The sequence below is a fragment of the Streptomyces sp. EDA2-14 genome, from assembly GCF_054963755.1.
Map to the genome: position 1 here is coordinate 30,402 of NZ_JBUEGE010000026.1, position 26,722 is coordinate 57,123.

The window sequence follows — 26,722 nt, forward strand, 5'->3', positions numbered from 1 at the left end:
TTAACCCCCGGTCGCACGGGTCACCGCGCGGTGGCGCGCTCGATCCAGGCGCGGTGGGCGGTCAGGTCCGTGTAGATGCCGGGTCCTGTGGCGCACTTCGGGTCGGCGTCGCCGTCGCGGCTGGTCGCGCCGATCAGCTCCCAGTTGCCGGGGCGGCCCTTGATCTGCGGGCCGCCGGAGTCGAGGATGCACGCCTGCGCGTTCCTGGTGGGGCTGTCGGTGCACAGCTCGTTGGCCGCGTCGTAGTTCTCGCTGCACCGGTCGTCGGCCACCAGCTCGGTGTCCAACTCCTGGAGCGTGACCGGCGGATCCGGGCACTCGCTGCCGTCCTCGCAGGTCATGCCCCAGCCGAGGATCCGGGTGTCGGTCCCCTTCGGCCCGGCCTTCGCGGCCACCTTGATGGGCTGCGCGTTCACGGGGTGGTCCAGCTTCATGACGGCCACGTCGTCGCGGAACGGCTCGTAGGAGAACTTCGGGTGCGCGACGACCTTGGTGACCTTCGCGGCGGCCCCCTTCGTACGGTCGTGGTCACCGACCCGTACGGAGAGCTGCCCGGGCTCGACGTTCACCGAGCAGTGCCCGGCGGTCACGATCCAGTCCCGCTTGATCAGGGACCCCCCGCAGTAGTGCTTGCCGTCCTTCTGAAGGCTCACCATGAACGGGTACGGGGAGGTGGCGTCGTGTCCCCCGATGATGGCCGATGCCGACGGTGCCGCCGCCAGGCTCAGCGCGATCGCGCCCGCCGCTGCCGCCCCCGCGCACAGTGCCGCCTTGCCGCGCTTGAACATCTCTCCTCCTGCGTCTGCCGTGTGAACCGGACGCCGTCGATCCTGTCCCCGCGGCCACCCCCGGCACATCGCCCCGACCTCCTGGCCGGGGTTGCCCGAAAGTCTTACGCCGACGCCGCCCGGTCATGCTGCGGAACGACCACGGGGCGGCGGCGGACGGCGGCTACCGTGGGCGGACGGAGTCGTACGTACGCGCACGAGGCGGAGGCGTGAGTGACCGTCGAGGTCGTCCTGCTCGATGACGAGGAACTGGTCCGCCGGGGCATCCGGCTGATCCTGAATGCCCAGCCGGACATCGAGGTGGTGGCCGAGGGCGGCGACGGCTCGCAGGCCCTCGACCTGGTCGCCGAGCACCGTCCGGACGTGGTGCTCACCGACATCCAGATGCCCCGCGTCGACGGCCTGGAGGTCACCCGGCGGCTCGCCGCGCTCCCCGACCCGCCCGCCGTCGCCGTGCTCACCACCTTCGACGTCGACGCATACGTCCACGCCGCACTCCAGCACGGTGCGACGGGATTCCTCCTCAAGGACACCTCGCCGCGCGAACTGGCCGAAGCGGTACGGGTCCTGGCGCGCGGCGACGCGATGCTCTCGCCGAGCATCACCACCAAACTGCTCGCGACCTTCGCCACGAGCGCGACGGCCCCGCGGGCCCGGGCGCGTACCCGCATGGCCGCGCTGACGGACCGCGAGCGCGAGGTCGCCGTGGCGGTGGCGCGGGGAAGCAGCAACGCCGAGATCGCCACCGAGCTGTCCGTGAGCCAGTCCACGGTCAAGGTCCACCTCGGCCGGATCATGACCAAGCTCGAAGCCGCCAACCGCACCCGGGTCGCGCTCATCGCCCACGACGCCGGACTGACCTGAACCGCGTACGCGTCAGACGCCGCTCGACGCCGCCGTGGGCAGCGCGGCATCGATCCGGAAGCCGCCGTCGCCGGTCGGACCCGACTCGATCGTGCCGCCGGCCAGCCGGACCCGCTCCGACAGACCGATCAGCCCGTGCCCGCCGCTGGGCAGCAGCGGATCGCCGTCGGCGGCCGGCTCCGCGGGCTTCCCGGCCGGCCCGTTGACGACGCGGACCCGTACGGTGCGCGGGTCGAAGGCGAGTTGGACCCGGGTCGTGGCGCCCGGGGCGTGCTTGTGCACATTGGTCAGGGCCTCCTGCACGACGCGGTGCGCGGCGCGCTCGACCGGTTCCGCGAGCGGCTGCGGCGCACCTTCCACGTGCACGGTGACGGGCAGCCCGGCGGTCCGGGAGCCGTCGGCCAGCTCGGTGATCCGGTCCACGGCGGCGCGGGGGACGGCCTGCTGCTCGGCCTCGGGCCCCGGGTCGGGCTCAGGATCGGCCGGCCCGTTCCTCAGGACGCCCAACATCTCGCGGAGTTCGGTGAGGGCGCGTCGGCCGGCCGTTTGAATGATCTCCGCGGTCTCGCCCGTGACCTCCGGATCGTGGGCGACGGCGCTGAGCACATTGGCGTGCACGACGATCAGGCTCACCTGATGGGAGACCACGTCGTGCATCTCCCCTGCGATGCGCCGCCGCTCCTCCTCCCGCGCGGCCTCGGCGACGAGCCGCTGCTCCCGCTCGGCGCGCTCCGCCCGCTCCACGAGACCGGCGACGACGGCACGCCGCTGCCCCATGTAGAGCCCCAGCAGCAGCGGCACCAGGCAGGAGAAGACGAAGTTGACCGAGAACCACAGCGCCACCGTCCGGACACTGGTCCACGCCTCCGCCTGCCAGGGCGCGACGACCACGAACCCGACGGCGGCCGAGGCCCAGACGGCCCGACGGCTGTGCGGACCGCGATAGGCGCCCTCCGCGTAGTAGGCGATGGGCATCGCGTACGCGGAGACCTGGAAGATCTTGGCGAGCAGCGCGACGGCGAGCACCAGTTCGGGCGCCCGTCGCCGGACGAGCAGCGGCAGCGCGCTCGCCGCGGCGATCATCACGTTCGCCCAGGGCGCGGCCGGCCCCATGTAGGGGTTCTGCAGGCTGTTCCACACCGCGAGCCCCAGCGCCACGACCGTGAGCACGACGTCCGCGGCGCGCGCGGGCAGCCGGGGCGCCTGCGGCCCGGACCGCTCCGCGCCCCCGCCGTCGGAGGGCACAAGAGCCCAGCTGCGCAAGGTGTTCCCGAAGCGGTGGGTGCGACTGGTGGTACTCACCAGGCGAGCTTAAAGGCGCCCCGTACAACCCAGTAGGGCCCCGCCGGTGACCGGCGGGGCCCTACTGATGCCCTGACGGGCGGGTGCGGAGGATACGAGATTCGAACTCGTGAGGGGTTGCCCCCAACACGCTTTCCAAGCGTGCGCCCTAGGCCTCTAGGCGAATCCTCCGCTGGAGACATTACATGACCGGAAGGAGTGCTCGCGAACTCGATCCCCTGGGTCGGATCGGTGGTCGGGACGCAGGTCCGAGCAGGTGGTTTTGGGCGGTCCGGAGCATGTACTCTGGGCGCAGCCCCTCACGTGGCGCTATCTGACTGAACTCCCCCAGGGCCGGAAGGCAGCAAGGGTAAGTCGGCTCTGGCGGGTGCGTGGGGGGCGTCTTCGTTCCCGGGAGCGGCCGGCGATACCCGTGGGCGGGTCCGGTTGTCAGTGGGCGCCTATAACCTCGTATGCGTGTCGTCTCTCGCGCTCTACCGCCGTTACCGCCCGGAGTCGTTCGCCGAGGTCATCGGGCAGGAACATGTAACCGACCCGCTGCAGCAGGCGCTGCGGAACAACCGGGTCAATCACGCGTACCTGTTTTCGGGCCCGCGCGGCTGCGGCAAGACGACCAGCGCGCGCATCCTGGCCCGCTGTCTCAACTGTGAGCAAGGTCCCACCCCGACCCCGTGCGGGGAGTGCCAGTCCTGCCAGGACCTCGCGAGGAACGGACCGGGGTCGATCGACGTCATCGAGATCGACGCCGCTTCGCACGGTGGTGTGGACGACGCCCGCGATCTGCGCGAGAAGGCCTTCTTCGGGCCCGCGAGCAGCCGCTACAAGATCTACATCATCGACGAGGCCCACATGGTCACGTCGGCGGGGTTCAACGCGCTGCTGAAGGTGGTCGAAGAGCCGCCGGAGCACCTCAAGTTCATCTTCGCCACCACCGAGCCCGAGAAGGTCATCGGGACGATCCGGTCCAGGACGCACCACTACCCGTTCCGGCTCGTGCCGCCGGGGACGCTGCGCGACTACCTGGGCGAGGTCTGCGGCAAGGAGGCCATGGCCGTCGAGGAGGGCGTGCTGCCGCTCGTCGTCCGGGCCGGCGCGGGCTCCGTGCGTGACTCCATGTCCGTCATGGACCAGCTCCTCGCCGGCGCGGGCGAGGACGGTGTGACGTATGCCATGGCCACCGGCCTGCTCGGGTACACGGACGGTTCGCTGCTCGACTCCGTCGTCGAAGCCTTCGCGACCGGTGACGGCGCCGCGGCCTTCGAGGTCGTGGACCGCGTCATCGAGGGGGGCAACGACCCGCGGCGCTTCGTGGCCGACCTGCTGGAGCGGCTGCGCGACCTCGTGATCCTGGCCGCCGTGCCGGACGCCGCGGAGAAGGGGCTCATCGACGCCCCGGCCGATGTCGTGGAGCGGATGCAGGCGCAGGCGTCGACCTTCGGCGCCGCCGAGCTGAGCCGGGCCGCCGACCTCGTCAACGAGGGACTGACCGAGATGCGCGGTGCCAACGCGCCGCGGCTCCAGCTCGAGCTGATCTGCGCGCGCGTGCTGCTGCCCGCCGCGTACGACGACGAGCGTTCGGTCATGGCCCGCCTCGACCGCATCGAGCGCGGCGGCGTCTTCACCCCGGGCGGGCAGGGTCCCGCGCCTTCCATGGCGTACGTTCCCGGGCCCGATGCCCATGCCGCTGCGCCTCCGCAAGCGCCTGTCGAGCCGGGGGGCGGGCCCGCCGCGGCCCGGGCCGCGGTCCGTGGTCCCGGCGCTCCTCAGGGCCAGCCTCAGGCCCCGGCCCCCGCGGCGCCGCCGATGGCCCCGCAGGCCCAGGCGCCCGCGCCCCCGGCCCCCGCGCCGACCCCCACCCCGGCACCTGCACCGCCCGTGGAGGCCCAGCCCGCTCAGCCCGCCCCGGCCGCGCCCGGCTCCTGGCCCACCGCCGCCCCGGCGGGTGGCGGTGGTGGCGGTGGCGGTCGCAGGCCCGGCGGATGGCCCACGGCCGCGGCCGCCGGTTCCGGCCAGCCGTCCGCCCCGGCCCCGGCCGCACCGCAGGCGTCGGCCCCGGCTCCCGGCCCCGCCCCGCAGCAGCAGGCACCGGCTCCGGCACCCGCCCCGGTCGGCGGCCCCGACCCCCGCACGCTCTGGCCGAACATCCTGGAGGTGGTGAAGAACAAGCGCCGCTTCACCTGGATCCTGCTGAGTCAGAACGCGCAGGTCACGGGCTTCGACGGCACCACGCTCCAGCTCGGCTTCGTGAATGCGGGCGCCCGTGACAACTTTGCGAGCAGCGGCAGCGAGGACGTCCTGAAGGCGGCCCTGTCCGAGCAGTTCGGCGTGAACTGGAAGATCGACGCGGTCGTCGACGCGTCGGGCGGAGGCGGCGCACCGCCGCCCGCTCCCGGCGGATACGGCGGGGGCGGCGGCTACGGCGGAGGCGGTGGGTACGCGCCCGCGCCCGCCCCGGCACCGGCGCCCGCTCCGGCCCCCGCGCCCCCGGCCCAGTCCCAGCCGTCCTCGTCCCAGTCCGCCCCGCCCAGCGCGGAGCCCGCCCCGGCTCCGGCCCCCGCGCCCGAGCCGCCCCGCCGCTCGGTGTCGGTGGAGGACGACATCCCGGAGGACGACGACCCGGACCTGGACGAGAACGCACTGTCGGGCCACGACCTGATCATGCGCGAACTGGGCGCGACGGTCGTCGAGGAATTCACGAACGAGTAGCGGCCCCCGGCCCCCGGCCGCCCAGCCTCCGGCCACTCGGCCCCCGGCCGCCCAGCCTCCGGCCACTCGGCCCCTGGCTCCTGGCCCCCGGCCGCCCTGCTCCCGGCCCCCGGCCACTCGGCTCCCGGCCGCCCTGCTCCCGGCCACTCGGCTCCCGGCTGCCCGGCTCCCGGTCACTCGGCTCCCGGCTGCCCGCCCGCCCGGCTCCCGGTCACTCGGCTCCCGGCCGCTCGGCTCCCGGTCACTCGGCTCCCGGCTGCCCGGCTCCTGGCTCCCGGTCACTCGGCCCCGGCTCCTGGCCCCCGGCCGCCCGGCTCCCGGCCCCCGGCCCCCGGCCCCCGGCCACTCGGCTCCCGGCCACTCGGCCCCCGGCTCCCGGCCACTCGGCCCCGGCTCCCGGCCCCCGGCCGCCCGGCCGACAGCCGGTCCTCCCCGGCCGACGGCCGACCGCGGGCTGGAGGAACCCACAAACGCTCGCTCGGTCCGCCTTGGGTAGCCCGTACAAGACCACCCCGGTCGGGCGGATAGGCTGACCGGCGTGAAGGTCCTCGTCATCGGCAGCGGCGCCCGCGAACACGCCCTGTGCCGCTCAATGTCCCTCGACCCCGACGTCACCGCCCTGCACTGCGCTCCCGGCAACGCAGGCATCGCCGACGTCGCGGAGCTGCACGCGGTCGACGCCCTCGACGGCGCGGCGGTCACCGCCCTCGCTCAGGAGCTGGCGGCCGAGCTCGTCGTCGTCGGCCCCGAGGCGCCCCTGGTCGCCGGTGTCGCCGACGCGGTCCGCGCCGCCGGCATCCCCGTCTTCGGCCCGTCCGGCGAGGCCGCCCAGCTGGAGGGCTCCAAGGCGTTCGCCAAGGACGTCATGGCCGGCGCCGGCGTGCCCACCGCCCGCTCGTACGTGTGCACCACCGCGGCCGAGATCGACGAGGCGCTCGACGCGTTCGGCGCCCCGTACGTCGTGAAGGACGACGGTCTCGCCGCGGGCAAGGGCGTCGTCGTCACCGAGGACGTCGAGGCGGCCCGCGCCCACGCGAAGGCCTGCGAGCGCGTCGTCATCGAGGAGTTCCTCGACGGCCCCGAGGTCTCGCTCTTCGCGATCACCGACGGCACCACGGTCGTCCCGCTGCAGCCCGCCCAGGACTTCAAGCGCGCGCTCGACAACGACGAGGGCCCCAACACCGGCGGCATGGGCGCCTATTCGCCGCTCCCGTGGGCCGACCCGAAGCTGGTCCAGGAAGTCCTCGACACGGTGCTTCAGCCGACGGTCGACGAGATGGCGCGGCGCGGCACCCCGTTCTCGGGCCTGCTCTACGCCGGTCTCGCGATCACCGGCCGCGGCGTCCGCGTCATCGAGTTCAACGCCCGCTTCGGCGACCCCGAGACGCAGGTCGTCCTGGCCCGCCTCAAGACGCCGCTCACCGGCGTCCTGCTGGCGGCCGCGAACGGCACGCTCGCCGACCTGGAGCCGCTGCGCTGGAGCGAGGACGCGGCCGTCACCGTCGTCGTGGCCTCGCACAACTACCCCGGCACCCCGCGCACCGGCGACCCGATCACCGGGCTCGACGAGGTGGCCGCACAGGACGCCCCGCACGCGTACGTGCTGCACGCGGGCACCAAGCGGGACGACGAGAGCGGCGCGGTCCTCAGCGCGGGCGGCCGCGTGCTGTCCGTCACGGCGACCGGCGGCGACCTGACGCAGGCCCGCGAGCGCGCGTACGCCGCCGTGGACCGCATCGGCCTCGACGGCTCGCAGCACCGCACGGACATCGCCGCGAAGGCCGCTTCCGGCAGCTGAACCGACTTCCGGTGAATGGCCCCGCTTCCGGCCACTGATGCGCCTTTCCGGCCATTTGTGCCGTTTCCCGGCTGCCGATGTCGAGCCGCGCCGGGCAGGCCGCACCCTCGCCTGCCTGGCGCTCGATGTCACCCACCTCTGCCCAAAGCCATTCCATCGAGTGACCGCTGGCCCAACCGGCTGACGAGGCCGGAACCCCCAACTAGGGTGCGGCGCACGGAGTTACGGCGCCCGCGCGAGCCGCGCAGAACCAGACGGACCACCGGCATTGCGATGTCAGTGGCGGGTGCCATTGTGGGGGAGTGAGCAACGCCACCAGAGCTCTGCTGCGGGCCTCGGCCCCTGGCTGGGCATTAGGCATGGGCAGCAGGGGGTGACATCGGTCGTGTCCGGTATGGGTGTGGAGATGGGTGCGCAGACCGCGCGTTCCCAAGCCCTCGCCGTGCTGCGCATCCGCAGCAGGGCGACGGCCCTCGCGGTGCTGCCCGCGGCCGCCTCCGTGGTGCTGCTCGTCGGCGGCACCACAGGGCATCTGACGGGCGGCGGCTGGGACATCGCGCGCGGTGTCGTGACCGCGATCGCCGTCGTGGTCCTGCTCGCGGCCGCCGCCGTCGCCCTCGTCGTGGCGCGCGCCCGCCCGGCCGTCAGTCCGACGGTCCCGATCGCCGAGAGCACCGCCCCGGACCTGTACCGGATGGTGCGCGATCTGGCCGACCGGCTCGACGTTCCGGCGCCCTCCGCGATAGCGCTCACCCCGGACTGCGACAGCTGGCTCGAGGACCGTACGCATCCGGCGCACGGCCCGCCCGCGCGCACCGGCCGCGGCGTCGGGCACGGCGCCCAGGAAGGCGCCGGTGATCCCAAGGCCCCCGCCGCTCCCGTCCTCGTCATCGGCTCCCCGTTCCTGTGGTGGATGCGGGTGGGCGAGCTGCGCGCCGTCCTCGCCCCGGTCGTCGCCGGTACGGGCCCCTCGGCGCACCCCGACATAGCGGCGGCCCGGCGCTTCGTGCGCGGCCTCGACGCCGCGGTGGCGGTCTCCTCCGCCGGTGGCCGCGGGCCGCTGGCCCGCGCCGTGCTCGGCGGTATCGGCCGGGTCGCCCGGCTGCTGCTCACCAGCTGCCGGGTGCACGCCGCCCAGATGGAGCGCGGCGTCGCCGCTGCCGCCGCCGAGCGCGCCCAGGCGGTGGACTACGGACTGCGGATCGTCGCCCAGGAGCAGGTCGGGCTCGCGTACGCGGGCTGGGACCGGCTGCTCACCCGGGTCGCGCTGCCGGCCTGGCGGATGGGCCGCTGGCCGGCCCGGCTCGACGCGGGCGTGGTCGCGGCGCTGACCGAGCTGTCCCGGCGCGACCGCCTCGCCGCGCAGGACGGGACGTTCGCGTCCCGGCTCGGCGAGCGCCCCGCGTGCGATCTGCTCGAAGAGCCCGGCACGGTCGACGAGGCGGCGTCCCTGCTCGCGGCCCGGCTCTTCCACGGCGGGCCCGCCGAGCGTGGGCCCGACTGGGCGCCGGTGGACTGGCAGGAGTATCCGGACGAGGTCGTGGACCGTAAGTGGCGGATGGATGCGGCTCGGTTGCACCGGGTGCTGGACACGCTGGGCGTCCGGGTTTCCTCCGGAGGTTCGGAGGGGCCGACGTTGGCCCGCGTGTTGGATCACCTGGCTGCGTCTGCGCCGAGGGCGTCCGCCGCGGAGCGGTCCCCTGAGCCTCGGGCGTCCGCCGCGGATCGGTCCCCCGAGCCCACGCCACGGGGCTCCGCCCCGGACCCCGCTGCTCAATCGCCGCAGGGGCTTGATTTTCCCGCACCCAGCGCCGAAGGGCTTGATTCTCCCGCGTCCAGCGCCGAGGCGCTCGATGTGGCTGCGCCCGGCGCCGAAGGGCTTGATTCTCCCGCGTCCGGCGCCGAGGGGCTTGATTTTCCCGCGTCCGGCGCCGAGGCGCTCGATGTGGCTGCGTCCGGCGCCGAGGGGCTCGATGTCGCTGCGTCCGGCACTGACGCTGATCGGGTTGAGGGTGACGGCGCGGGCTTGAGTGCCCTCGACACGCTCTCCACCACCCTCACCGCCGAGGTCGCCCGGGAGGAGAGCGCTCGGCCGGTGGCGGATGGGCCGCCCGCGGGGCAGGGTGGGCCGGACGGGGCGTTGTGGGACGAGGGGGCGCTGCCCCTGTTTCCGCTGCAACCGCTGCGCACCGGGCGGGACTTGCTGGCCGATCACGTCACCGCGATGGTCTGCTGCGCCGCCGTGGACACGGCAGGCGCGGCGCCGGGCCTGGACTGGCTGGACGGCCCCTCGCTCCTGGTCGACGGCGAGCGGGCGGCCGACCTGACGCCCCGCGTGCTGAGCCTGGTCGAGGACGGTGACGTGGAGCCACTCAAGGAGTGGCTGGCCCGCCGCGGCATCCGCGCGGAGAAGCCGGTGCGCCTGGTGTGAGGCGCCGCCTCACCACTTCCCCTCACCCCCCGGAAATCCGGAGGGAATCGTTCCACTCTCGCCAATTCGCGACGAAGGGTGACGGAGTGCGTGCGTAATGTGATGTGCTGGGACCGGCCACGGAACAAGCACGGCGCGTGAGGCTCGGGGGAGTGAGGGAGGGGAGCTGGCATGGGGCCTGACAGGGCGAGGCACCCGAAGGACCCGGCGAGCAAGGAGATGCCCCCACCCCGCGCGCGGACGCCCCGTTGGGAATCGGGCGCTCTGGCGCACGCGGTCTCGGACCCGTTCGGACAAGGACCGCTCCCCTGGCTGCGCGGAAGTGAGCACTATTTCGACGACACCGGTCATGTCGTTCCCTGGTACGTGGACCATGTGCCGAGTCCCGGCGCGCGCGACATCCCGGCCCCCCGCACCGGCGGCCCCCGCACCGCCGACGACGTGCACCGCCAGATCAAGGGTTTCACCTCGACCGGCGCGGTGGCGCCCGGCGAGGCGATCGACTTCCACGTCACGGTGGACCCGCCCCAGCAGTTCACCGTGGACGTCTACCGCATCGGCCACTACGGCGGTGACGGCGCCCGCAAGATCACCACGAGCCCGCGCCTCTCCGGCATCGTCCAGCCGCCCCCGCTCACCGCGGACCGCACGGTCTCCTGCCACCACTGGTGGCTGTCGTGGCGGCTCCAGGTCCCGTCGTACTGGAATGTGGGCGCGTACGTCGCCGTCCTCACCACCCTCGACGGCTACCGCTCGCACATCCCCTTCACCGTTCGCGACACCGAGCCCGCCGATCTGCTGCTCCTGCTCCCGGACATCACCTGGCAGGCGTACAACCTCTACCCGGAGGACGGGCGGACGGGCGCCAGCCTGTACCACGCGTGGGACGAGGACGGCCGGCTGCTCGGTGAGAGCGAGGCCGCGATCACGGTCTCCTTCGACCGCCCGTACGCGGGCGCGGGCCTGCCCCTGCACGTGGGCCACGCCTACGACTTCATCCGCTGGGCGGAGCGGTACGGGTACGACATCGCGTACGCCGACGCCCGCGATCTGCACGCCGGCCGCATCGACCCCACCCACTACCGGGGCCTGGTCTTCCCCGGACACGACGAGTACTGGTCGGCGAACATGCGCCGCACCACCGAGCTCGCCAGGGAGAACGGGACATCGCTCGTCTTCCTCTCCGCCAACACCATGTACTGGCAGGTGGAGTTGGGCCCGGCCCCCACCGGCGTACCGGACCGGCTGCTCACCTGCCGCAAGCGCAGGGGCCCCGGAAAGCCGACGCTGTGGCGGGAGATCGACAAGCCGGAGCAGCAGCTGATGGGCATCCAGTACGCAGGCCGGGTCCCCGAGCCGCACCCCTTGATCGTGCGGAACGCGGAGCACTGGCTGTGGGAGGCGACGGGTGCGCACGAGGGGGACGAGATAGAGGGGCTGGTCGCCGGTGAGGCCGACCGCTACTTCCCGCGCACCTGCCTGCCCGAGCACCAGGACCGCATCCTGCTCGCGCACTCCCCGTACCGCGACAGCGACCAGACCCGCAGGCACCAGGAGACATCGTTGTACCGGGCGCCGTCGGGTGCGCTGGTCTTCGCGTCCGGGACGTTCGCCTGGTCCCCTGCCCTGGACCGCCCCGGCCATGTGGACCCCCGTATCCAGCGGGCGACGGCCAATCTGCTCGACCGCATCTGCAAACGCGACTGACGAGCGCGACTGACGCGCGCGACCGACGAGACCGAGCCCACAGCGCTCCGGCGCGACCCGTGGCCAAAACCCGCCCCCATGTACGGGAGAATCAGAGGTACTCGTACAGAACCACGGGGAGGAACCGTGTCCGGATTCGTCGAAAAGCCCGAGCCTGTTCAGGTGCCGGGTCTGGTGCATCTCCACACCGGCAAGGTGCGGGACCTGTACCGGAACGCGGCGGGCGACCTCGTCATGGTCGCCACCGACCGCATCTCGGCCTACGACTGGGTGCTGCCCACACCGATCCCGGACAAGGGCAAGGTCCTCACGCAGCTGTCCCTGTGGTGGTTCGACCAGCTCCAGGACCTGATCCCGAACCATGTGATCTCGCAGGAGCTCCCCGAGGGCGCCCCGGCCGACTGGGCGGGCCGCACCCTCGTCTGCAAGAGCCTCGACATGGTCCCGGTCGAGGCCGTGGCCCGTGGCTACCTCACCGGTTCCGGACTCGTCGAGTACAACGAGTCCCGCACGGTCTGCGGCCTCGCCCTCCCCGACGGGCTGGAGGACGGCTCCGAGCTCCCCGCGCCGATCTTCACGCCCGCCACGAAGGCCGAGGTCGGCGAGCACGACGAGAACGTGAGCTACGAAGAGGTGGCCCGCCAGGTCGGCGCCGAGACGGCCGCCCAGCTGCGCCAGTCCACCCTCGCCGTCTACAGCCGGGCGCGCGACATCGCGCGCGAGCGCGGCATCATCCTGGCGGACACGAAGTTCGAGTTCGGCTTCGACAAGGACGGCTCGCTGATCCTCGCCGACGAGGTGCTGACGCCGGACTCCTCTCGCTTCTGGCCCGCCGACCAGTGGCAGCCGGGCCGCGCCCAGCCGAGTTACGACAAGCAGTTCGTGCGGGACTGGCTGACGTCCGAGGCCTCCGGCTGGGACCGCAAGAGCGAGCAGCCGCCGCCGGCGCTCCCCGACGAGGTCGTCTCCGCGACCCGCGCCAAGTACATCGAGGCGTACGAGCTGCTGACCGGCACGAGCTGGGACGCGTAGCGAGACGTGGCAACAGAGAAGGCCCCGGTCCGAGGAGGACCGGGGCCTTATCTCATGGAGCGAACGACGAGGTTCGAACTCGCGACCTCAACCTTGGCAAGGTTGCGCTCTACCAACTGAGCTACGTTCGCAAGCGCCGCTTGCGCGGTGCTGCTGCGCCGTGGCGCGACGCCAACTATACCCAACCTCGCTCGCGGGCGAGACGCACCGCCGCGTGCCGGTTCTCCGCACCGAGCTTCGAGACGGCGGACGAGAGATAGTTCCGGACCGTCCCCTGCGACAGCGCGGCCCGCTCGGCGATCTCCGAAACGGGCGCGCCGTCGGCCGCGAACTCCAGCACCTCGGCCTCGCGCGCGGTCAGCGGAGAGTCCCCGGCGGAGATCGCGTCGGCCGCCAACTCCGGGTCCACATAACGGTTTCCGTCGTGCACGGTACGGATGATCTCCGCGAGCCGCTGCGCGCTCACCGTCTTCGGTACGAAGCCGCGCACGCCCGCCGCGAGGGCCCGCTTCAGGTGCCCCGGACGCCCGTGACTGGTCACGATCATGGTGCGGCAGCCGGGCAGTTCGTCCCGGATCGATGTGGCCACCCTCACACCGTCGGCGCCCGGCATCTGCAGATCGAGCACGGCGACGTCCGGCTCGTGCGCCCGTGCCATGGCGAGCGCCTCGGGCCCGCTGGCCGCCTCGGCGACGACGACCAGGTCGTCCTCCAGGGCGAGCAGCGCGGCGAGCGCACCCCGGATGAGGTGCTCGTCGTCGGCCAACAGCACACGCACGCTCATCGGACGCCCTCCGCGGACGTCTCCCGCATCTCGGCCGCCCCCTGTGCGCCCGCCCCTGGTGTGCCCGCCCCCGGTGTGCCCGTCACCGGCACCTTCGCCACCACTCGAAACACTCCCGCCCGCACCTCTCCCGCCGCCAACTCCCCGCCCACCGCGGCCAACCGCTCCCGCAACCCTGTGAGCCCCGACCCCTGACCGCCCCCGGCCGCGGTCCCCGCCCCGTCGTTCTCCACCGTCAACACGATCTCCTCCGCCCCGGTCACCAGCTCCACCCGGCAGGCCTTCGCGTCGCCGTGCCGCAGCACGTTCGTCGTGGCCTCCCGCACCACCCAGCCGAGCGCCGACTGCGCCTCGCCGGGCAGCCCGACCGCCGACCCGGTCACCGTGCAGGTGATCCCGGCGGCGTCCAACACCCCTTGAGCACCGGCCAGTTCGACCGTGAGGTCGGCCTCGCGATATCCCCGTACGACATCACGTACCTCCTTCTGCGACTCCTGCGCGATGCGCTGCACCTCGACCATCTGCGCGACGGCCGCCTCGGTCCGCCCGCGCCGGGCGAGCTGCACAGCGAGCTCGCTCTTGAGGGCGACGACGGAGAGATTGCGGCCCATGACGTCGTGCAGATCGCGGCCGAAGCGGAGCCGTTCCTCGGCGACGGCGAGCAGGGCCTTGGTCTCGCGGGCCTCGTGCAGGTCCCACATGCCGCGCAGCGTCCATCCCGAGGGACGCATCGTGCACACGCCCCACAGCCCGCCGAACAGCACGCCGATCACCGAGATGACGATCCACCGCTGGTGGCCGGAGAGCGCAAGACCCACGCCCGTGGCGCAGGTCAGGGCGAGGATCGCGAGCAGGGCGGTCCTGCGCCGCGCGGTGACCAGGCTCAGCGCCCCGAAGTAGGGCAGCAGCGCCGAGCCGAGCGCGAGCACGAACATCGGGAAGTCGCCGGGGGCGACGAACGTGGCCAGAGCGAGCAGCGTGCCCGTCGTCGCCAGCATCAGGACGGCGCCGACCACGAACGCGTTCCGCTCGAAGGAGGCGCGCCCCAGATAGACGTCGAGGCCGCGCGCCGCCAGCCGGGTGTTCCAGAACCCCTGGGCCACCCCCAGGACGCAGGCCACCGCGATCAGCGCCCCGGGAGCCGCCGCGCGGACGGGCTCGGTCACCGACAGGGCGATCTGCGAGAGCAGCATCATCCAGACGACCACGTACAGCGTGACGCGTGTGTACAGCTCGATCTGCGCGATGTTGCTCCGGTTGTGCCAGCCGGGAATCCCTCGGTGGCGCGCCCACCACTGCCTTGCCCGCACCGCTATGCCCCTCGTCTCAATGCCGCGGTTCCCACCGGAACCGCTTCTGCACAGCAAACACCGCGACCACGATCCAGGCCACCGCGATGACGATCGCCTTCACGGCCTCCCCGCCGTCCAGGCTTCCGCTCCAGCCGCCCCGCACCAGCGTGAGTGACGACGTCAGCGGCAGCAGCTCGCACACGGTCGCCATCTTGTCCGGAAGGACCTCCAGCGGCACGACGGCGCCGGAGCCGATCATCGACACGAGCAGCATGGGCATCGCGGCGACCTGGGCGCTCTCCACGCTGCGGCTGAAGACCGTGGTGAGGGCGGCGAGCGCGACACACAGCGGGATGCCCAACAGCACGCCGAGCACGACCAGTTGCGGCGCTCCGGGCGCCCCCGCGTCCAGCAGGGCTGCACACAGGACGGCCACCGCCGTGCACTGCACGAGCCCGATCACGACGGACGGCACCGCGGCCCCGCTGAGGATCTCCAGATCGCGCAGCTCTCCGGTGCGCAGCCGCTTGAGGACGAGCTCCTCGCGCCGCGACGCGTACACGCTCACCAGGGAGCTGTACACGGCGAACAGCAGCGAGAAGGCGATCGCCGAGGAGATCATGACGGTGCCGAGGTTGAGACCGGCGTCCTTCAGATCGCTCTTGTCCATCGTCCGGGAGACGCTGAAGGGCAGGACGAGCGGCACGAACAGCGCCGTGAACAGCACGCCCTTGCTCCGCCCGATGAGCGTGAACTCGGCGCGCGCGAGCGCCTTGAGCCGTCCCGCCGAGGTCGTCAGCGCCGCCGTGCCCGTGCCGGTGGGTGCAGCCGTACCCGTGCTCATACCGCCATCTCCTTCTCCCGGTCCGCTTCCCCTGCGGAACCCTTGGCGTCCTGTGCGATCCGCAGGAACGCCTCCTCCAGCGAGGCACCCCGTACGTCGAGGCGGCGCAGTTCGACGCCCGCGTCCCTGGCCCACACGAGGAGTCCGGTCGCGGCCCGCTGCAGCTCCTCGGTGCGCAGCCGGATCAGCCGGCCCTCCACGTCGTGCGACTCGACGCCGAGCGAGCCCAGCGGCGGCAGGTCCCCCACGAAGTACCCCTCGGGCAGTTCGAAGGAGATGTGCGAGGGCTGCGCGGCGACGACCTCGTCGACGCGGCCCTCGGCGGCGATCCGCCCCTCGTGCAGGATCGCGAGCCGGTCGGCGAGCTCCTCGGCCTCTTCGAGGTAGTGCGTGGTCAGCAGCACGGTGGTGCCCTCGGCGCGCAGCCGGCGCACCAACTCCCAGGTGTCGCGGCGCCCTTCGGCGTCGAGGCCGGTGGTCGGCTCGTCGAGGAAGAGCACCTCGGGCCGCCCGAGCAGCGCGAGCGCGAGGTCGAGCCGCCGCTTCTCGCCGCCGGACAGCTGCTTGACGCGGACCTTCCCCCGCTTGCCGAGCCCCACCGCCTCCAGGGCCTCGTCGATCGGCCGGGCCCCGCTCGTGCACCCGGCCCACATCCGTACGGTCTCCGTGACGGTCAGCTCGCTGGGGAAGCCGCCGTCCTGCAGCATCACCCCGATCCGCGGGCGTACCCGTTCCCGTTCGCCGTACGGGTCGTGCCCCAGCACCCGCACCCGGCCGCCGGCCGGGGCCGCGAGTCCCTCGATGAGTTCGACCGTGGAGGTCTTTCCGGCGCCGTTGGTGCCGAGGAGGGCGAAGAGTTCGCCGCGGCCCACGGAGAAGCTGACCCCGCGCACCGCCTCGAAGGAACCCTTGGTGCTGTCCCCGTACACACGGCGCAGATCAGTGACGTCGATCACGCGCTCATTGCTGGTCATGGCTCCAGCCTTCCGCCCGGCGCGGGCGGTCGGCAGTGCGCGCTGTCATCGGCCCGCATGACAAATGTCAGGCGGCTGCGGTGAACAACGACGAAAGCCCCGGTCCGAGGACCGGGGCTTTCGTTCTCTGAGCGAACGACGAGGTTCGAACTCGCGACCTCAACCTTGGCAAGGTTGCGCTCTACCAACTGAGCTACGTTCGCACTGCTTGCATCAGCCTACCGTACCCACCGAAGTGATCGGTACGCGATGCAGAGCGGGTGACAGGAATTGCACACTGCGCCTTCCCCCTGGAAGGGGGATGTTCTACTACTGAACTACACCCGCATGTACCCCGTGAGGTCCGGCCCTGCGGCCTCGCCCCTCGGCGTGCTCCAGACTTTAGCCGACCCTCGGGGGTGCAGCGCAAGTCGGCTCCCGCGAGGGGCTCCTGACCGCGAGGAACGTGCGGGTCCGCGGGCTCAGTTGGCCGCGGCAAAGGCCTCGTAGACGCGCTTCGGGATGCGGCCGCGCGGCGGCACCTCGAAGTGGTTCGAGCGGGCCCAGGCGCGCACGGCGGCCGGGTCCGGGCTCAGGTCGGTGTGCTTGTACGCCTTGCCGGTCTTCCGTGACCGCTTGCGGCCCGCCTCCAGGTAGGGGGCGAGCGCCTCGCGGAGCTGATGGGCGTTGGCCTTATTGAGGTCGATCTCGTACGACGAGCCGTCGAGACCGAATGCGACCGTTTCCGTCGCTTCCCCGCCGTCGATGTCGTCAAAGAGGGTGACCACGACACGCTGCGCCACGAATATCGGTCCCTTCGTCCGGCACCCCGCTTTGACGTGCGGTGATGCAGACTGTCCAGCTGTTGTCAGGCAAAGCTCGAGCAATACGGCGACCCGAGTTCAGGCCCAGTGCCTGTATCTGCCAATTCCTTTTTACCCTGTCCGGCAATCCAGTGGGAAGACCAGTTAAAAGCCTCGGTGTGTCTCGGGGGGTGGATATCCGGAGTCTTTCCCTTAATTTTCCGTGGGGATCTCATGTCGTTGCCATAACGTGATCCGCATCTCGTAGCTTCCTACTGTCTACGCGAGTAGAAAATTTGGGCAGGTACGCTGAACGGACCAGCTCAACCCACACACCGGGAGTGCCAGTGGCACGCGTCGTAGTCGACGTCATGCTCAAGCCGGAGATCCTCGACCCCCAGGGCCAGGCGGTGCAGCGTGCGCTGCCGCGCCTCGGTTTCGACGGCATCTCCGACGTACGTCAGGGAAAGCGTTTCGAGCTCGAAGTGGCCGGGCCGGTGGATGACGCCGCCCTCGCCCGTATCCATGAGCTGGCGGAAACCTTCCTCGCCAACACCGTGATCGAAAACTTCACCGTCAAGGTGGAAGAGCCCGCGGTGGGAGCCGAAAAGTGACCTCCCACCCGTCTCCCACCACCGCCCGTGAAGGAGGCCCTTCGGGCCGCGGTAACACCCGAATTGGCGTCGTCACCTTTCCCGGTTCCCTCGATGATCGCGACACCCAGCGCGCCATCCGGCTTGCCGGGGCCGAGCCCGTCGCGCTCTGGCACAAGGACAAGGACCTGAAGCAGGTCGACGCGGTCGTCCTGCCCGGTGGTTTCTCCTACGGCGATTACCTGCGTGCGGGCGCCATTTCGCGTTTCTCTCCCGTCATGGAGACGCTGATCGACCAGGCGAAGGCGGGCCTCCCGGTCCTCGGGATCTGCAACGGATTCCAGGTCCTCACCGAGGCCCACCTGCTTCCCGGCGCCATGCTCGGCAACGACCACCTGCACTTCATCTGCCGCGATCAGAAGCTGCGGGTGGAGAACGCGGACACCGCCTGGACCGCCGACTACGAGGCGGGCCAGGAGATCCACATCCCGCTGAAGAACATGGACGGCCGCTACGTCGCCGACGAGCGCACGCTGGACATGCTGGAGGCGGAGGGCCGGGTCGCCTTCCGGTATCTCGACTTCAACCCGAACGGCAGCCTCCGTGACATCGCGGGCATCACCAACGAGGCCGGCAACGTCGTCGGCCTGATGCCGCACCCGGAGCACGCCGTCGAGCCCCTCATCGGGAGCGGCCGCACCGACGGCCTCCCGTTCTTCACCTCGATCCTCAAGAAGCTGGTCGCCGCCTCATGAGCCTCGACACCACTGAGAACGCCGCGAAGACTCCCCACGTCGAGCTGCCCTGGGCCGAACTCGGCCTGAAGAAGGACGAGTACGAGCGGGTCGTGGAGATCCTCGGCCGCCGGCCCACCGGCGCCGAGCTCGCCATGTACTCGGTCATGTGGTCCGAGCACTGCTCGTACAAGTCCTCCAAGGTCCACCTGCGCCAGTTCGGCGAGAAGGCGCCGCAGTCCGACGCGCTGCTCGTCGGCATCGGTGAGAACGCCGGCGTCGTCGACGTGGGCAACGGCTACGCCGTCACCTTCAAGGTCGAGTCGCACAACCACCCGTCGTACGTCGAGCCCTACCAGGGCGCGGCCACCGGTGTCGGCGGCATTGTCCGCGACATCATCGCGATGGGCGCCCGCCCGGTCGCCGTGGTCGACCCGCTGCGCATGGGCGCGGCCGACCACCCCGACACCAAGCGCGTGCTGCCCGGCGTCGTCGCCGGCATCGGCGGCTACGGCAACTGCCTCGGTCTGCCGAACATCGGCGGCGAGCTCGTCTTCGACGCCTGCTACCAGGGCAACCCGCTGGTCAACGCCGGTGCCATCGGCGTCATGCGGCACGAGGACATCCACCTCGCGAAGGCGTCCGGCGCGGGCAACAAGGTCATCATGTACGGCGCCCGCACGGGCGGCGACGGCATCGGCGGCGCCTCCATCCTGGCCTCCGAGACCTTCGACGACGCCAAGCCGTCGAAGCGCCCCGCCGTGCAGGTCGGCGACCCCTTCCAGGAGAAGCTCCTCATCGAGTGCACCCTGGAGGCCTTCGCCGAGAAGCTCGTCGTCGGCATCCAGGACCTCGGCGCGGCCGGTATCTCCTGCGCCACCTCCGAGCTGGCGTCCAACGGCTCGGGCGGTATGCGCGTCGAGCTGGACGACGTGCCGCTGCGCGACTCCACGCTCTCTCCTGAGGAGATCCTCATGAGCGAGTCGCAGGAGCGCATGTGCGCCGTGGTCGAGCCCGGCAAGGTCGACCGCTTCCTGGAGATCTGCGAGAAGTGGGACGTCATCGCCACCGTCATCGGTGAGGTGACCGACGGCGACCGCCTGGAGATCTTCTGGCACGGCGAGAAGATCGTCGACGTCGACCCGCGCACGGTCGCCCACGACGGCCCGGTCTACGAGCGTCCGCTCGCCCGCCCCGACTGGCAGGACGCGCTGCAGGCCGACGACGCGGGCAAGCTGCCGCGCCCGGCGAACGGCGCAGAGCTGAAGGACCAGGTCCTCCAGCTCGTCTCCTCGCCGAACCAGGCGTCGAAGAAGTGGGTCACCCAGCAGTACGACCACTTCGTGCAGGGCAACACCGTGCTCGCGCAGCCCGAGGACTCGGGCATGATCCGCATCGACGAGGAGACCGGCCTCGGCGTCGCCATCGCGACCGACGGCAACGGCCGCTTCGCGAAGCTCGACCCGTACACGGGCGCGCAGCTCGCGCTTGCGGAGGCGTACCGGAACGTCGCGACGACCGGTGCCAAGCCGCTCGCCGTCTCCGACTGCCTGAACTTCGGTTCGCCCGAGGACCCGGCCGTCATGTGGCAGTTCGCCGAGGCCATCCGTGGTCTCGCCGACGGCTGCCAGCAGCTCGGCACCCCGGTGACCGGCGGCAACGTCTCGCTCTACAACCAGACGGGCGAGGCGGCGATCCACCCGACGCCGGTCGTGGCCGTGCTCGGTGTGATCGACGACGTCACCCGCCGCACCCCGGTCGGCTTCCAGGAAGAGGGCCAGCTCCTCTACCTGCTCGGTGACACCCACGAGGAGTTCGGCGGTTCGGCCTGGTCGCAGGTCGTGCACGACCACCTCGGTGGTCTGCCGCCCAAGGTCGACCTGGAGCGCGAGCGCCTCCTCGGCGAGATCCTGATCTCCGCCTCCCGCGACGGCATGATCGACGCCGCGCACGACCTGTCCGACGGCGGTCTGATCCAGGCCGTGGCCGAGTCTGCGCTCCTGGGGGGCAAGGGTGCACGCCTGATCGTCCCGGAGGGCCTGGACGCGTTCACGTTCCTCTTCTCGGAGTCGGCGGGCCGCGCGCTCGTGTCGATCCCGCGCAGCGAGGAGCTCCGCTTCAACGACATGTGCGGCGCGCGTGGCCTGCCGGTCACCCGCATCGGTGTCGTGGACGGCGACTCCATCGACGTCCAGGGCGAGTTCGCGCTCTCCCTCGACGAGCTGCGGACGGCGCACGAGGGCACGATCCCGGAGCTGCTCGCGTAGCTGCCGCTCACGTAACACCACCGGCGTCGCACCACCTGTCGTACGGTTCCGTAAGGCCCCGCCCGTCGCTTCGGGCGGGGCCTTACGGTGCACGGGGGAACAGGGGGAGGGTGCCGTGAACGTCCCGGAGTGGGCGCGCAAGTCCGCGAACGTGGTGTTCTGTCTGGCCGCGGTCGCCGGTATCGGCTGGGGCGGGCAGCAGACCTGGCAGGTGCTGAGCGCCCGGCACCAGATCGACGCGGCCTGCGCCGGACTGGTCCCGGCCGGCCGGGTGCTCGCGCTGTCCCCGGCGGGCGGCACGGTCACGCACCGGATCGCCGACGAGGGCACGGTTCAGCTCGACGGTCTGGCCTCGGGCGAGGACTGCGAGATCTTCAGCACCGAGGCCGGTGAGAAGGCGGGCACGAGCACCGGTGAGCGCTGGTTCTTCACCGGCGCGATGGGGTCCGTGGCGCAGGAGACGTACCGGCCCGAGGACCCCTGGGACGATCTGCTCGACCCCGGCGGCCCGTACACCAGCCACACCTACCCGGAGCAGCCGCTCGGCGGCGGTGTCGCGGGGACCGTCGGCGACACCGGGGTCACCGTCCAACTGCCGTGCGCCAAGGGCCGGCTGGGCGGGCAGTCGGCGGGCACGCTGTGGGCGTGGGCCGGGCTCACCGAGTCCGATTCGCCGTTCACCGAGAACGGGCAGGTGACCGATCACGACCGCGGCGTCCTGGCCGACGCGGCCGTGATCACCGCCAACCGCCTCGCCGAGCGCGCCGGTTGCGCCGACCGCCTGCCCGACGCCCCGGACGAGGTCCCCGCGCTCACCGAGGGCCCGACGCAGGCGGCGAAGGCCTCGGGGACCTGTGCCTGGTACCGGAGTTCGGGACTGGCACGCGGCGCCTCTGCCGCCGACCAGGTGCTGCAGAGCCGCTCCGACGACCGGGTGTGGGACGAGCGGTGCGCGCTCGTCCTGTCCGCGCGGCGGGCGCACGCCGTCTGGGACGCCAAGGGCGAAGGGCTGGACAGCGTCTACTCCCCGGACCGCCCCGGCAAGTACTTCGCGTCCTTCCACACGTACTCCGGCGAGGCCGCCCGCCACGTCCAACTCCGCCGCTCCACCGCCTCGGACGCCCCGATCGACGCCGAGCCCGGTGAGGCGGGCCGCGACACCAAGGAGCCGGTCTGGTGGGCCTCGTCGGTCTGCGCCGGAAAGCCCCGGATCCACACCATGACCATGTCCTTCGGCTACGGGAAGGTGGCCTCGGCCGAGTACGAGCGGGTCTTCCGCGCCTACGTCGACGCGCAGGCCCGCCGCCACGACTGCGCGGACATCGCCTTCCCGCCCCACACGGACTTCCGCCGGTCATAGGCTCGACCCCATGCCACCGGCCAAGAAGAAGCGCCCCCGCGCGTACAACCTCGACAAGACCCGCACCGCCGTTCTGGCCCAGTTCGACGCCGTACGCAAGGCGGTCGAGGGACTCACGCCAGAGCAGCTGGCCGGGCCCACGCGGCTCGGGGAGTGGACCGTGCGGGAGCTTGCCGCGCACATCACGATGGCGGTGAGCGCCGTCGCCCGCGGGCTCGCCGCCGCCGAACCGGCCAAGGCCGAACTCATTCCGCAGGACTGGCCGATGACATCCGCGCCGTACGCGCAGGACGTCGCCGCGTACGTGACGGAGCTCGCCGCGGGCAACGACCTCGGCACGCTGTACGCCGAGGCCGCGCAGAGCCTCGAACAGGCCCTCGCGGACCACTCCGGCGACGCCCTCGTCGCCAACCGCACCGGCTCCATGACCCTCGCGGACTACCTGGTCACCCGCACCGTCGAGCTGATCGTCCACACCGACGACCTGAACGCCGCCGTGCCGGGCCTCGACATCCCGTACGACCGTCAGGCCCTGGCCGCCTGTACCCGGATCCTCGCCGACGCGCTCGCCACGAAGGCGCCCGGTGCCTCCACCGAGGTGCGCATCCCGCCGTACGCCGTCGTCCAGTGCGTCGAGGGGCCCCGGCACACCCGCGGCACCCCGCCCAACGTCGTGGAGACCGACCCGCTCACCTGGATCCGCCTCGCCACGGGCCGGACGAGCTGGGCCGCTGCGGTCGAGGACGCGCTGGTCAGCGCAAGCGGCGAGCGGGCCGATCTGGCGGGGCTGCTGCCGATCATGGCGTGATGCGTACGGGGGCGCTCCGCGGGCCGGAACCGGAACGGCGCCCACCTCGTCCCATTGCCATGCTCACGCTACGTACATCCCGCGTCCGTGTCCGTGCCCTGATGAGTACCGCCGCCCTCCCGCTCGCGGCGCTGGCCACCGTCACCGCCTGCGGCGACGAGAAGAGCCCCGGAGCCGAGCGGGCCGGCGGCGCCCCGCTCACGGGCGTCCACTGGAGCGTGCAGAGCGTCACGGTGGACGGGAAGACGACGAAGTCCCCCGGCAGCGCGTACCTCGAGTTCGTCTCGGACGAGCGGGTGCGCGGCAACTACGGCTGCAATGGCTTCGACGCCACGGCGAAGGTCACCGGCGACAGCGTCGACCTCGGCAAGGCGAAGCGGACCATGAAGCTCTGCGAGGGCAAGGGCGTAGGCGCCTTCGAGAACACCCTGGCCCGCACCCTCGCCGGGAAGCACACGATCAGGACCGGCGGGGACAAGAGCGACCGGCTGACCCTCACAGGGGAGAACGGCGACACCGTCACCCTCGCCAAGCAGCGCGACGCCGAGCTGGTCGGCACCAAGTGGACCGCCACCAGCCTGAGCGCCGACGACGCCACCCGCTCCCTGCCGAAGGCCGCGCAGGGCAGGGCCGACCTCGTCTTCGAGAAGGACGGCCGCGTCGGCGCCCGCCTGGGCTGCAACCGCGCCTCCGCGAAGGCCGCCGTGAAGGAGGGCCACATCACCTTCGGTCCCCTGACCAGCACCCGGATGGGCTGCATCGGAGCGGCCGGCGAGGTCGAGAAGGCGATGCTCGACGTCCTGAAGGACAAGGCGAGCTATGACATCCGGGGCAGGACGCTCACGCTGAAGAAGCCGGACGGCTCCGGCATCGGGTTCACCGCGGCCGACAGCACTCCCGGCCGATGAGTTCAGTCACATCTGCCCCGGTCAACCCGCGTAGCCCCGGTCCCCAATTCGGACCACTGGGGGATCACGTCTACACTCGGTGCCGTGCCACGTGGTGACGGTCGACTCAATCACGACCTGCTCCCCGGCGAGAAAGGCCCCCAGGACGCTTGTGGCGTCTTCGGTGTCTGGGCTCCGGGTGAAGAGGTCGCAAAGCTCACGTACTTCGGGCTCTACGCCCTCCAACACCGGGGTCAGGAATCCGCGGGAATCGCGGTCAGCAATGGCTCCCAGATCCTCGTCTTCAAGGACATGGGACTCGTCTCCCAGGTCTTCGACGAAACATCCCTAGGGTCCCTGCAAGGTCATATCGCGGTCGGTCACGCCCGCTACTCGACCACCGGGGCCTCCGTATGGGAGAACGCCCAGCCGACGTTCCGTGCGACCGCGCACGGTTCGATCGCCCTCGGGCACAACGGCAACCTGGTCAACACGGCGCAGCTCGCCGAGCTGGTCGCCGAGCTCCCCAAGGAGAACGGCCGCGCGACCCAGGTCGCGGCCACCAACGACACCGACCTGGTGACGGCCCTGCTCGCGGGGCAGGTCGACGAGGACGGCAAGCCGCTGACCGTGGAGGACGCGGCCGCCAAGGTGCTGCCCCAGGTCAAGGGCGCCTTCTCGCTCGTCTTCATGGACGAGAACACGCTGTACGCAGGCCGTGACCCGCAGGGCATCCGTCCGCTGGTCCTCGGCCGCCTGGAGCGCGGCTGGGTCGTCGCCTCGGAGACCGCCGCACTCGACATCTGCGGCGCCAGCTTCGTCCGCGAGATCGAGCCGGGCGAGTTCGTCGCCATCGACGAGAATGGCCTGCGAACGTCTCGCTTCGCTGAAGCAAAGCCCAAGGGCTGTGTCTTCGAGTACGTGTACCTGGCCCGTCCCGACACGGACATCGCGGGCCGGAACGTGTACCTCTCCCGAGTGGAGATGGGGCGCAAGCTCGCCCAGGAGGCTCCGGTCGACGCGGACCTCGTCATAGCCACTCCGGAATCCGGGACTCCGGCCGCGGTCGGCTACGCCGAGGCCTCCGGAATCCCGTTCGGCAACGGCCTGGTGAAGAACGCCTACGTGGGCCGGACCTTCATCCAGCCCTCCCAGACGATCCGCCAGCTCGGCATCCGTCTGAAGCTGAACCCGCTCAAGGAAGTCATCAAGGGCAAGCGACTGGTCGTCGTCGACGACTCGATCGTGCGCGGCAACACGCAGCGCGCCCTCGTCCGCATGCTCCGCGAGGCCGGCGCGGCCGAGATCCACGTCCGGATCTCCTCCCCGCCCATCAAGTGGCCCTGCTTCTTCGGCATCGACTTCGCGACCCGCGCGGAGCTGATCGCCAACGGCATGACGGTCGAGGAGATCGGCACCTCCCTCGGGGTCGACTCGCTCTCGTACATCTCCATCGACGGCATGATCGAGGCGACCACCATCGCCAAGCCGAACCTCTGCCGTGCCTGCTTCGACGGCGAGTACCCGATGGACCTCCCCGACCCGGAGCTCCTCGGCAAGCAGCTCCTGGAGACGGAACTGGCCGCAGGTCCTGCGTCCACGGCTGCGTCCGACGCGATCCGTCGCCCGTAGACCCCGTACACCCAAGCGAAAGATCCCAGGCAATGTCTGAGACCAATACCGGTGCTTCTTACGCGTCCGCGGGCGTCGACATCGAAGCCGGCGACCGCGCCGTGGAGCTGATGAAGGAGTGGGTGAAGAAGACGCAGCGCCCCGAGGTCCTCGGCGGCCTCGGCGGCTTCGCCGGCCTCTTCGACGCCTCCGCCCTCAAGAAGTACGAGCGCCCGCTGCTCGCCTCGGCCACCGACGGCGTCGGCACGAAGGTCGACATCGCCCGCCAGCTGGGCGTCTACGACACGATCGGCCACGACCTCGTCGCGATGGTCATGGACGACATCGTGGTGTGCGGCGCCGAGCCGCTCTTCATGACCGACTACATCTGTGTGGGCAAGGTCCACCCGGAGCGGGTCGCCGGCATCGTGAAGGGCATCGCCGAGGGCTGCGTCCTCGCGGGCTGCTCTCTCGTCGGCGGCGAGACGGCGGAGCACCCGGGTCTGCTCGGCCCGGACGACTTCGACGTCGCGGGCGCCGGCACGGGTGTCGTGGAGTACGACAACCTGCTGGGCCCGGATCGCATCCGTAAGGGTGACGCGGTGATCGCCATGGCGTCCTCCGGTCTTCACTCGAACGGGTACTCGCTGGTCCGCCACGTCCTCCTGGAGCGCGCGGGGATGGACCTGCGCGAGCACGTCGAGGAGCTCGGCCGCACGCTCGGCGAGGAGCTCCTGGAGCCGACGAAGATCTACTCCCTGGACTGCCTCTCGCTCATCAGCACCACCGAGGTCCACGCCTTCAGCCACATCACCGGCGGCGGCCTCGCGGCGAACCTGGCCCGCGTGATCCCGGACGGCCTGCACGCCACGGTCGACCGCTCCACGTGGACCCCGGACCCGATCTTCGACCTCGTGGGTACGAAGGGTCAGGTCGAGCGCCTGGAGCTGGAGAAGACGCTGAACATGGGCGTCGGCATGATGGCGATCGTGCCGCAGGAGTCGGTGGAGGTCGCCCTCGCGACCCTGGCCGACCGCGGCGTGGACTCCTGGGTGGCCGGCGAGATCGTCGACCGCGCAGGGCACACCACGGGCGCCGAGCTCACGGGTGACTACGCGAAGTAGTCCCCGTGGGGGCGCGCCCCCGGGGACCGCTGTC

The 26,722-nt window shown here is 71.6% G+C and carries 21 protein-coding genes, 4 tRNA genes and 1 other RNA gene; 15 read left to right on the forward strand and 11 right to left on the reverse strand.

What is annotated here, in order from left to right; translation table 11 throughout:
* Positions 1–20 precede the first annotated feature (20 nt).
* On the reverse strand, positions 21–788 hold the full coding sequence (locus ACY34M_RS37955) for a S1 family peptidase (protein WP_462720719.1): 768 nt from the start codon (positions 786–788) through the stop codon (positions 21–23).
* Positions 789–1,001: 213 nt separating this feature from the next.
* On the opposite strand from ACY34M_RS37955, the gene ACY34M_RS37960 reads away from it, so the two are divergent.
* A complete protein-coding gene (locus ACY34M_RS37960; protein WP_462720718.1) occupies positions 1,002–1,652 on the forward strand; it encodes a response regulator transcription factor in 651 nt (216 codons plus the stop codon).
* A 12-nt stretch (positions 1,653–1,664) separates the two neighbouring features.
* Here the strand turns inward: ACY34M_RS37960 and ACY34M_RS37965 are convergent, their stop codons facing one another.
* Complete coding sequence (locus ACY34M_RS37965) at positions 1,665–2,954, reverse strand: sensor histidine kinase (RefSeq protein ID WP_462720717.1); 1,290 nt, start codon at positions 2,952–2,954, stop codon at positions 1,665–1,667.
* 86 nt (positions 2,955–3,040) lie between these two features.
* A tRNA-Ser gene (locus ACY34M_RS37970) sits at positions 3,041–3,125 on the reverse strand.
* A gap of 120 nt (positions 3,126–3,245) precedes the next feature.
* On the opposite strand from ACY34M_RS37970, the gene ffs reads away from it, so the two are divergent.
* The 6 genes from ffs (at position 3,246) to ACY34M_RS38000 (ending at position 12,628) form a co-directional block, all read left to right on the forward strand.
* An RNA gene (gene ffs / locus ACY34M_RS37975) (signal recognition particle sRNA small type) lies at positions 3,246–3,340 on the forward strand.
* 70 nt (positions 3,341–3,410) lie between these two features.
* On the forward strand, positions 3,411–5,660 hold the full coding sequence (locus ACY34M_RS37980; protein WP_462720716.1) for a DNA polymerase III subunit gamma and tau: 2,250 nt from the start codon (positions 3,411–3,413) through the stop codon (positions 5,658–5,660).
* Between the two features lie 538 nt (positions 5,661–6,198).
* Entirely contained in the window at positions 6,199–7,458 is a 1,260-nt protein-coding gene (purD, locus tag ACY34M_RS37985) for a phosphoribosylamine--glycine ligase (protein WP_462720715.1), read from the forward strand.
* A gap of 394 nt (positions 7,459–7,852) precedes the next feature.
* Positions 7,853–9,889: a M48 family metalloprotease gene (locus ACY34M_RS37990; RefSeq protein WP_462720861.1), complete on the forward strand. Its 2,037-nt coding sequence runs from the start codon at positions 7,853–7,855 to the stop codon at positions 9,887–9,889.
* Between the two features lie 219 nt (positions 9,890–10,108).
* On the forward strand, positions 10,109–11,596 hold the full coding sequence (locus ACY34M_RS37995) for a N,N-dimethylformamidase beta subunit family domain-containing protein (RefSeq protein ID WP_462720860.1): 1,488 nt from the start codon (positions 10,109–10,111) through the stop codon (positions 11,594–11,596).
* A gap of 126 nt (positions 11,597–11,722) precedes the next feature.
* The gene (locus ACY34M_RS38000) at positions 11,723–12,628 is read left to right on the forward strand and encodes a phosphoribosylaminoimidazolesuccinocarboxamide synthase (RefSeq protein ID WP_462720714.1); all 906 of its coding nucleotides are present in this window, start codon (positions 11,723–11,725) and stop codon (positions 12,626–12,628) included.
* Positions 12,629–12,683: 55 nt separating this feature from the next.
* Here the strand turns inward: ACY34M_RS38000 and ACY34M_RS38005 are convergent.
* From ACY34M_RS38005 to ACY34M_RS38040, 8 genes are all read right to left on the reverse strand, one after another.
* Positions 12,684–12,759 (reverse strand) — tRNA-Gly (locus ACY34M_RS38005).
* Between the two features lie 44 nt (positions 12,760–12,803).
* The gene (locus ACY34M_RS38010) at positions 12,804–13,412 is read right to left on the reverse strand and encodes a response regulator (RefSeq protein WP_462720713.1); all 609 of its coding nucleotides are present in this window, start codon (positions 13,410–13,412) and stop codon (positions 12,804–12,806) included.
* A complete protein-coding gene (locus tag ACY34M_RS38015; protein ID WP_462720712.1) occupies positions 13,409–14,722 on the reverse strand; it encodes a sensor histidine kinase in 1,314 nt (437 codons plus the stop codon). Before ACY34M_RS38015 ends, ACY34M_RS38010 begins: the two co-directional genes overlap by 4 nt.
* 16 nt (positions 14,723–14,738) lie before the next feature.
* Entirely contained in the window at positions 14,739–15,548 is an 810-nt protein-coding gene (locus ACY34M_RS38020) for an ABC transporter permease (RefSeq protein WP_462720711.1), read from the reverse strand.
* Positions 15,545–16,522, reverse strand: a complete 978-nt coding sequence (locus ACY34M_RS38025) for an ABC transporter ATP-binding protein (RefSeq protein ID WP_462720710.1) — start codon at positions 16,520–16,522, stop codon at positions 15,545–15,547. Before ACY34M_RS38025 ends, ACY34M_RS38020 begins: the two co-directional genes overlap by 4 nt.
* Positions 16,523–16,652: 130 nt before the next feature.
* Positions 16,653–16,725: transfer RNA gene (locus ACY34M_RS38030), tRNA-Gly, on the reverse strand.
* A 52-nt stretch (positions 16,726–16,777) separates the two neighbouring features.
* Positions 16,778–16,849: transfer RNA gene (locus ACY34M_RS38035), tRNA-Gly, on the reverse strand.
* A gap of 134 nt (positions 16,850–16,983) precedes the next feature.
* The gene (locus ACY34M_RS38040; protein ID WP_462720709.1) at positions 16,984–17,304 is read right to left on the reverse strand and encodes a histone-like nucleoid-structuring protein Lsr2; all 321 of its coding nucleotides are present in this window, start codon (positions 17,302–17,304) and stop codon (positions 16,984–16,986) included.
* Positions 17,305–17,645: 341 nt separating this feature from the next.
* Between ACY34M_RS38040 and purS the strand changes: the two genes are divergently transcribed.
* The 8 genes from purS to purM all read left to right on the forward strand — a co-directional run bounded on the left by purS (position 17,646) and on the right by purM (position 26,688).
* Positions 17,646–17,918 (forward strand): phosphoribosylformylglycinamidine synthase subunit PurS, encoded by a 273-nt coding sequence (purS, locus tag ACY34M_RS38045; RefSeq protein WP_462720708.1) that lies wholly within the window; start codon positions 17,646–17,648, stop codon positions 17,916–17,918.
* A 62-nt stretch (positions 17,919–17,980) separates the two neighbouring features.
* On the forward strand, positions 17,981–18,652 hold the full coding sequence (gene purQ / locus ACY34M_RS38050; RefSeq protein WP_462720859.1) for a phosphoribosylformylglycinamidine synthase subunit PurQ: 672 nt from the start codon (positions 17,981–17,983) through the stop codon (positions 18,650–18,652).
* A complete protein-coding gene (gene purL / locus ACY34M_RS38055) occupies positions 18,649–20,898 on the forward strand; it encodes a phosphoribosylformylglycinamidine synthase subunit PurL (protein WP_462720707.1) in 2,250 nt (749 codons plus the stop codon). The genes purQ and purL overlap by 4 nt, the downstream gene beginning before the upstream one ends.
* 115 nt (positions 20,899–21,013) lie before the next feature.
* Positions 21,014–22,258, forward strand: coding sequence for a hypothetical protein (locus ACY34M_RS38060; protein ID WP_462720706.1), 1,245 nt, complete (start codon positions 21,014–21,016; stop codon positions 22,256–22,258).
* A gap of 10 nt (positions 22,259–22,268) precedes the next feature.
* Positions 22,269–23,066 carry a maleylpyruvate isomerase family mycothiol-dependent enzyme gene (locus ACY34M_RS38065; RefSeq protein ID WP_462720705.1) on the forward strand — a complete coding sequence of 266 codons (798 nt, stop codon included), beginning with the start codon at positions 22,269–22,271 and terminating at the stop codon, positions 23,064–23,066.
* A gap of 101 nt (positions 23,067–23,167) precedes the next feature.
* On the forward strand, positions 23,168–23,974 hold the full coding sequence (locus ACY34M_RS38070; protein ID WP_462720704.1) for an META domain-containing protein: 807 nt from the start codon (positions 23,168–23,170) through the stop codon (positions 23,972–23,974).
* A gap of 84 nt (positions 23,975–24,058) precedes the next feature.
* Positions 24,059–25,585: an amidophosphoribosyltransferase gene (gene purF, locus ACY34M_RS38075; RefSeq protein ID WP_462720703.1), complete on the forward strand. Its 1,527-nt coding sequence runs from the start codon at positions 24,059–24,061 to the stop codon at positions 25,583–25,585.
* Between the two features lie 32 nt (positions 25,586–25,617).
* Positions 25,618–26,688 carry a phosphoribosylformylglycinamidine cyclo-ligase gene (gene purM, locus ACY34M_RS38080; RefSeq protein ID WP_462720702.1) on the forward strand — a complete coding sequence of 357 codons (1,071 nt, stop codon included), beginning with the start codon at positions 25,618–25,620 and terminating at the stop codon, positions 26,686–26,688.
* The last annotated feature ends 34 nt before the right edge of the window (positions 26,689–26,722 follow it).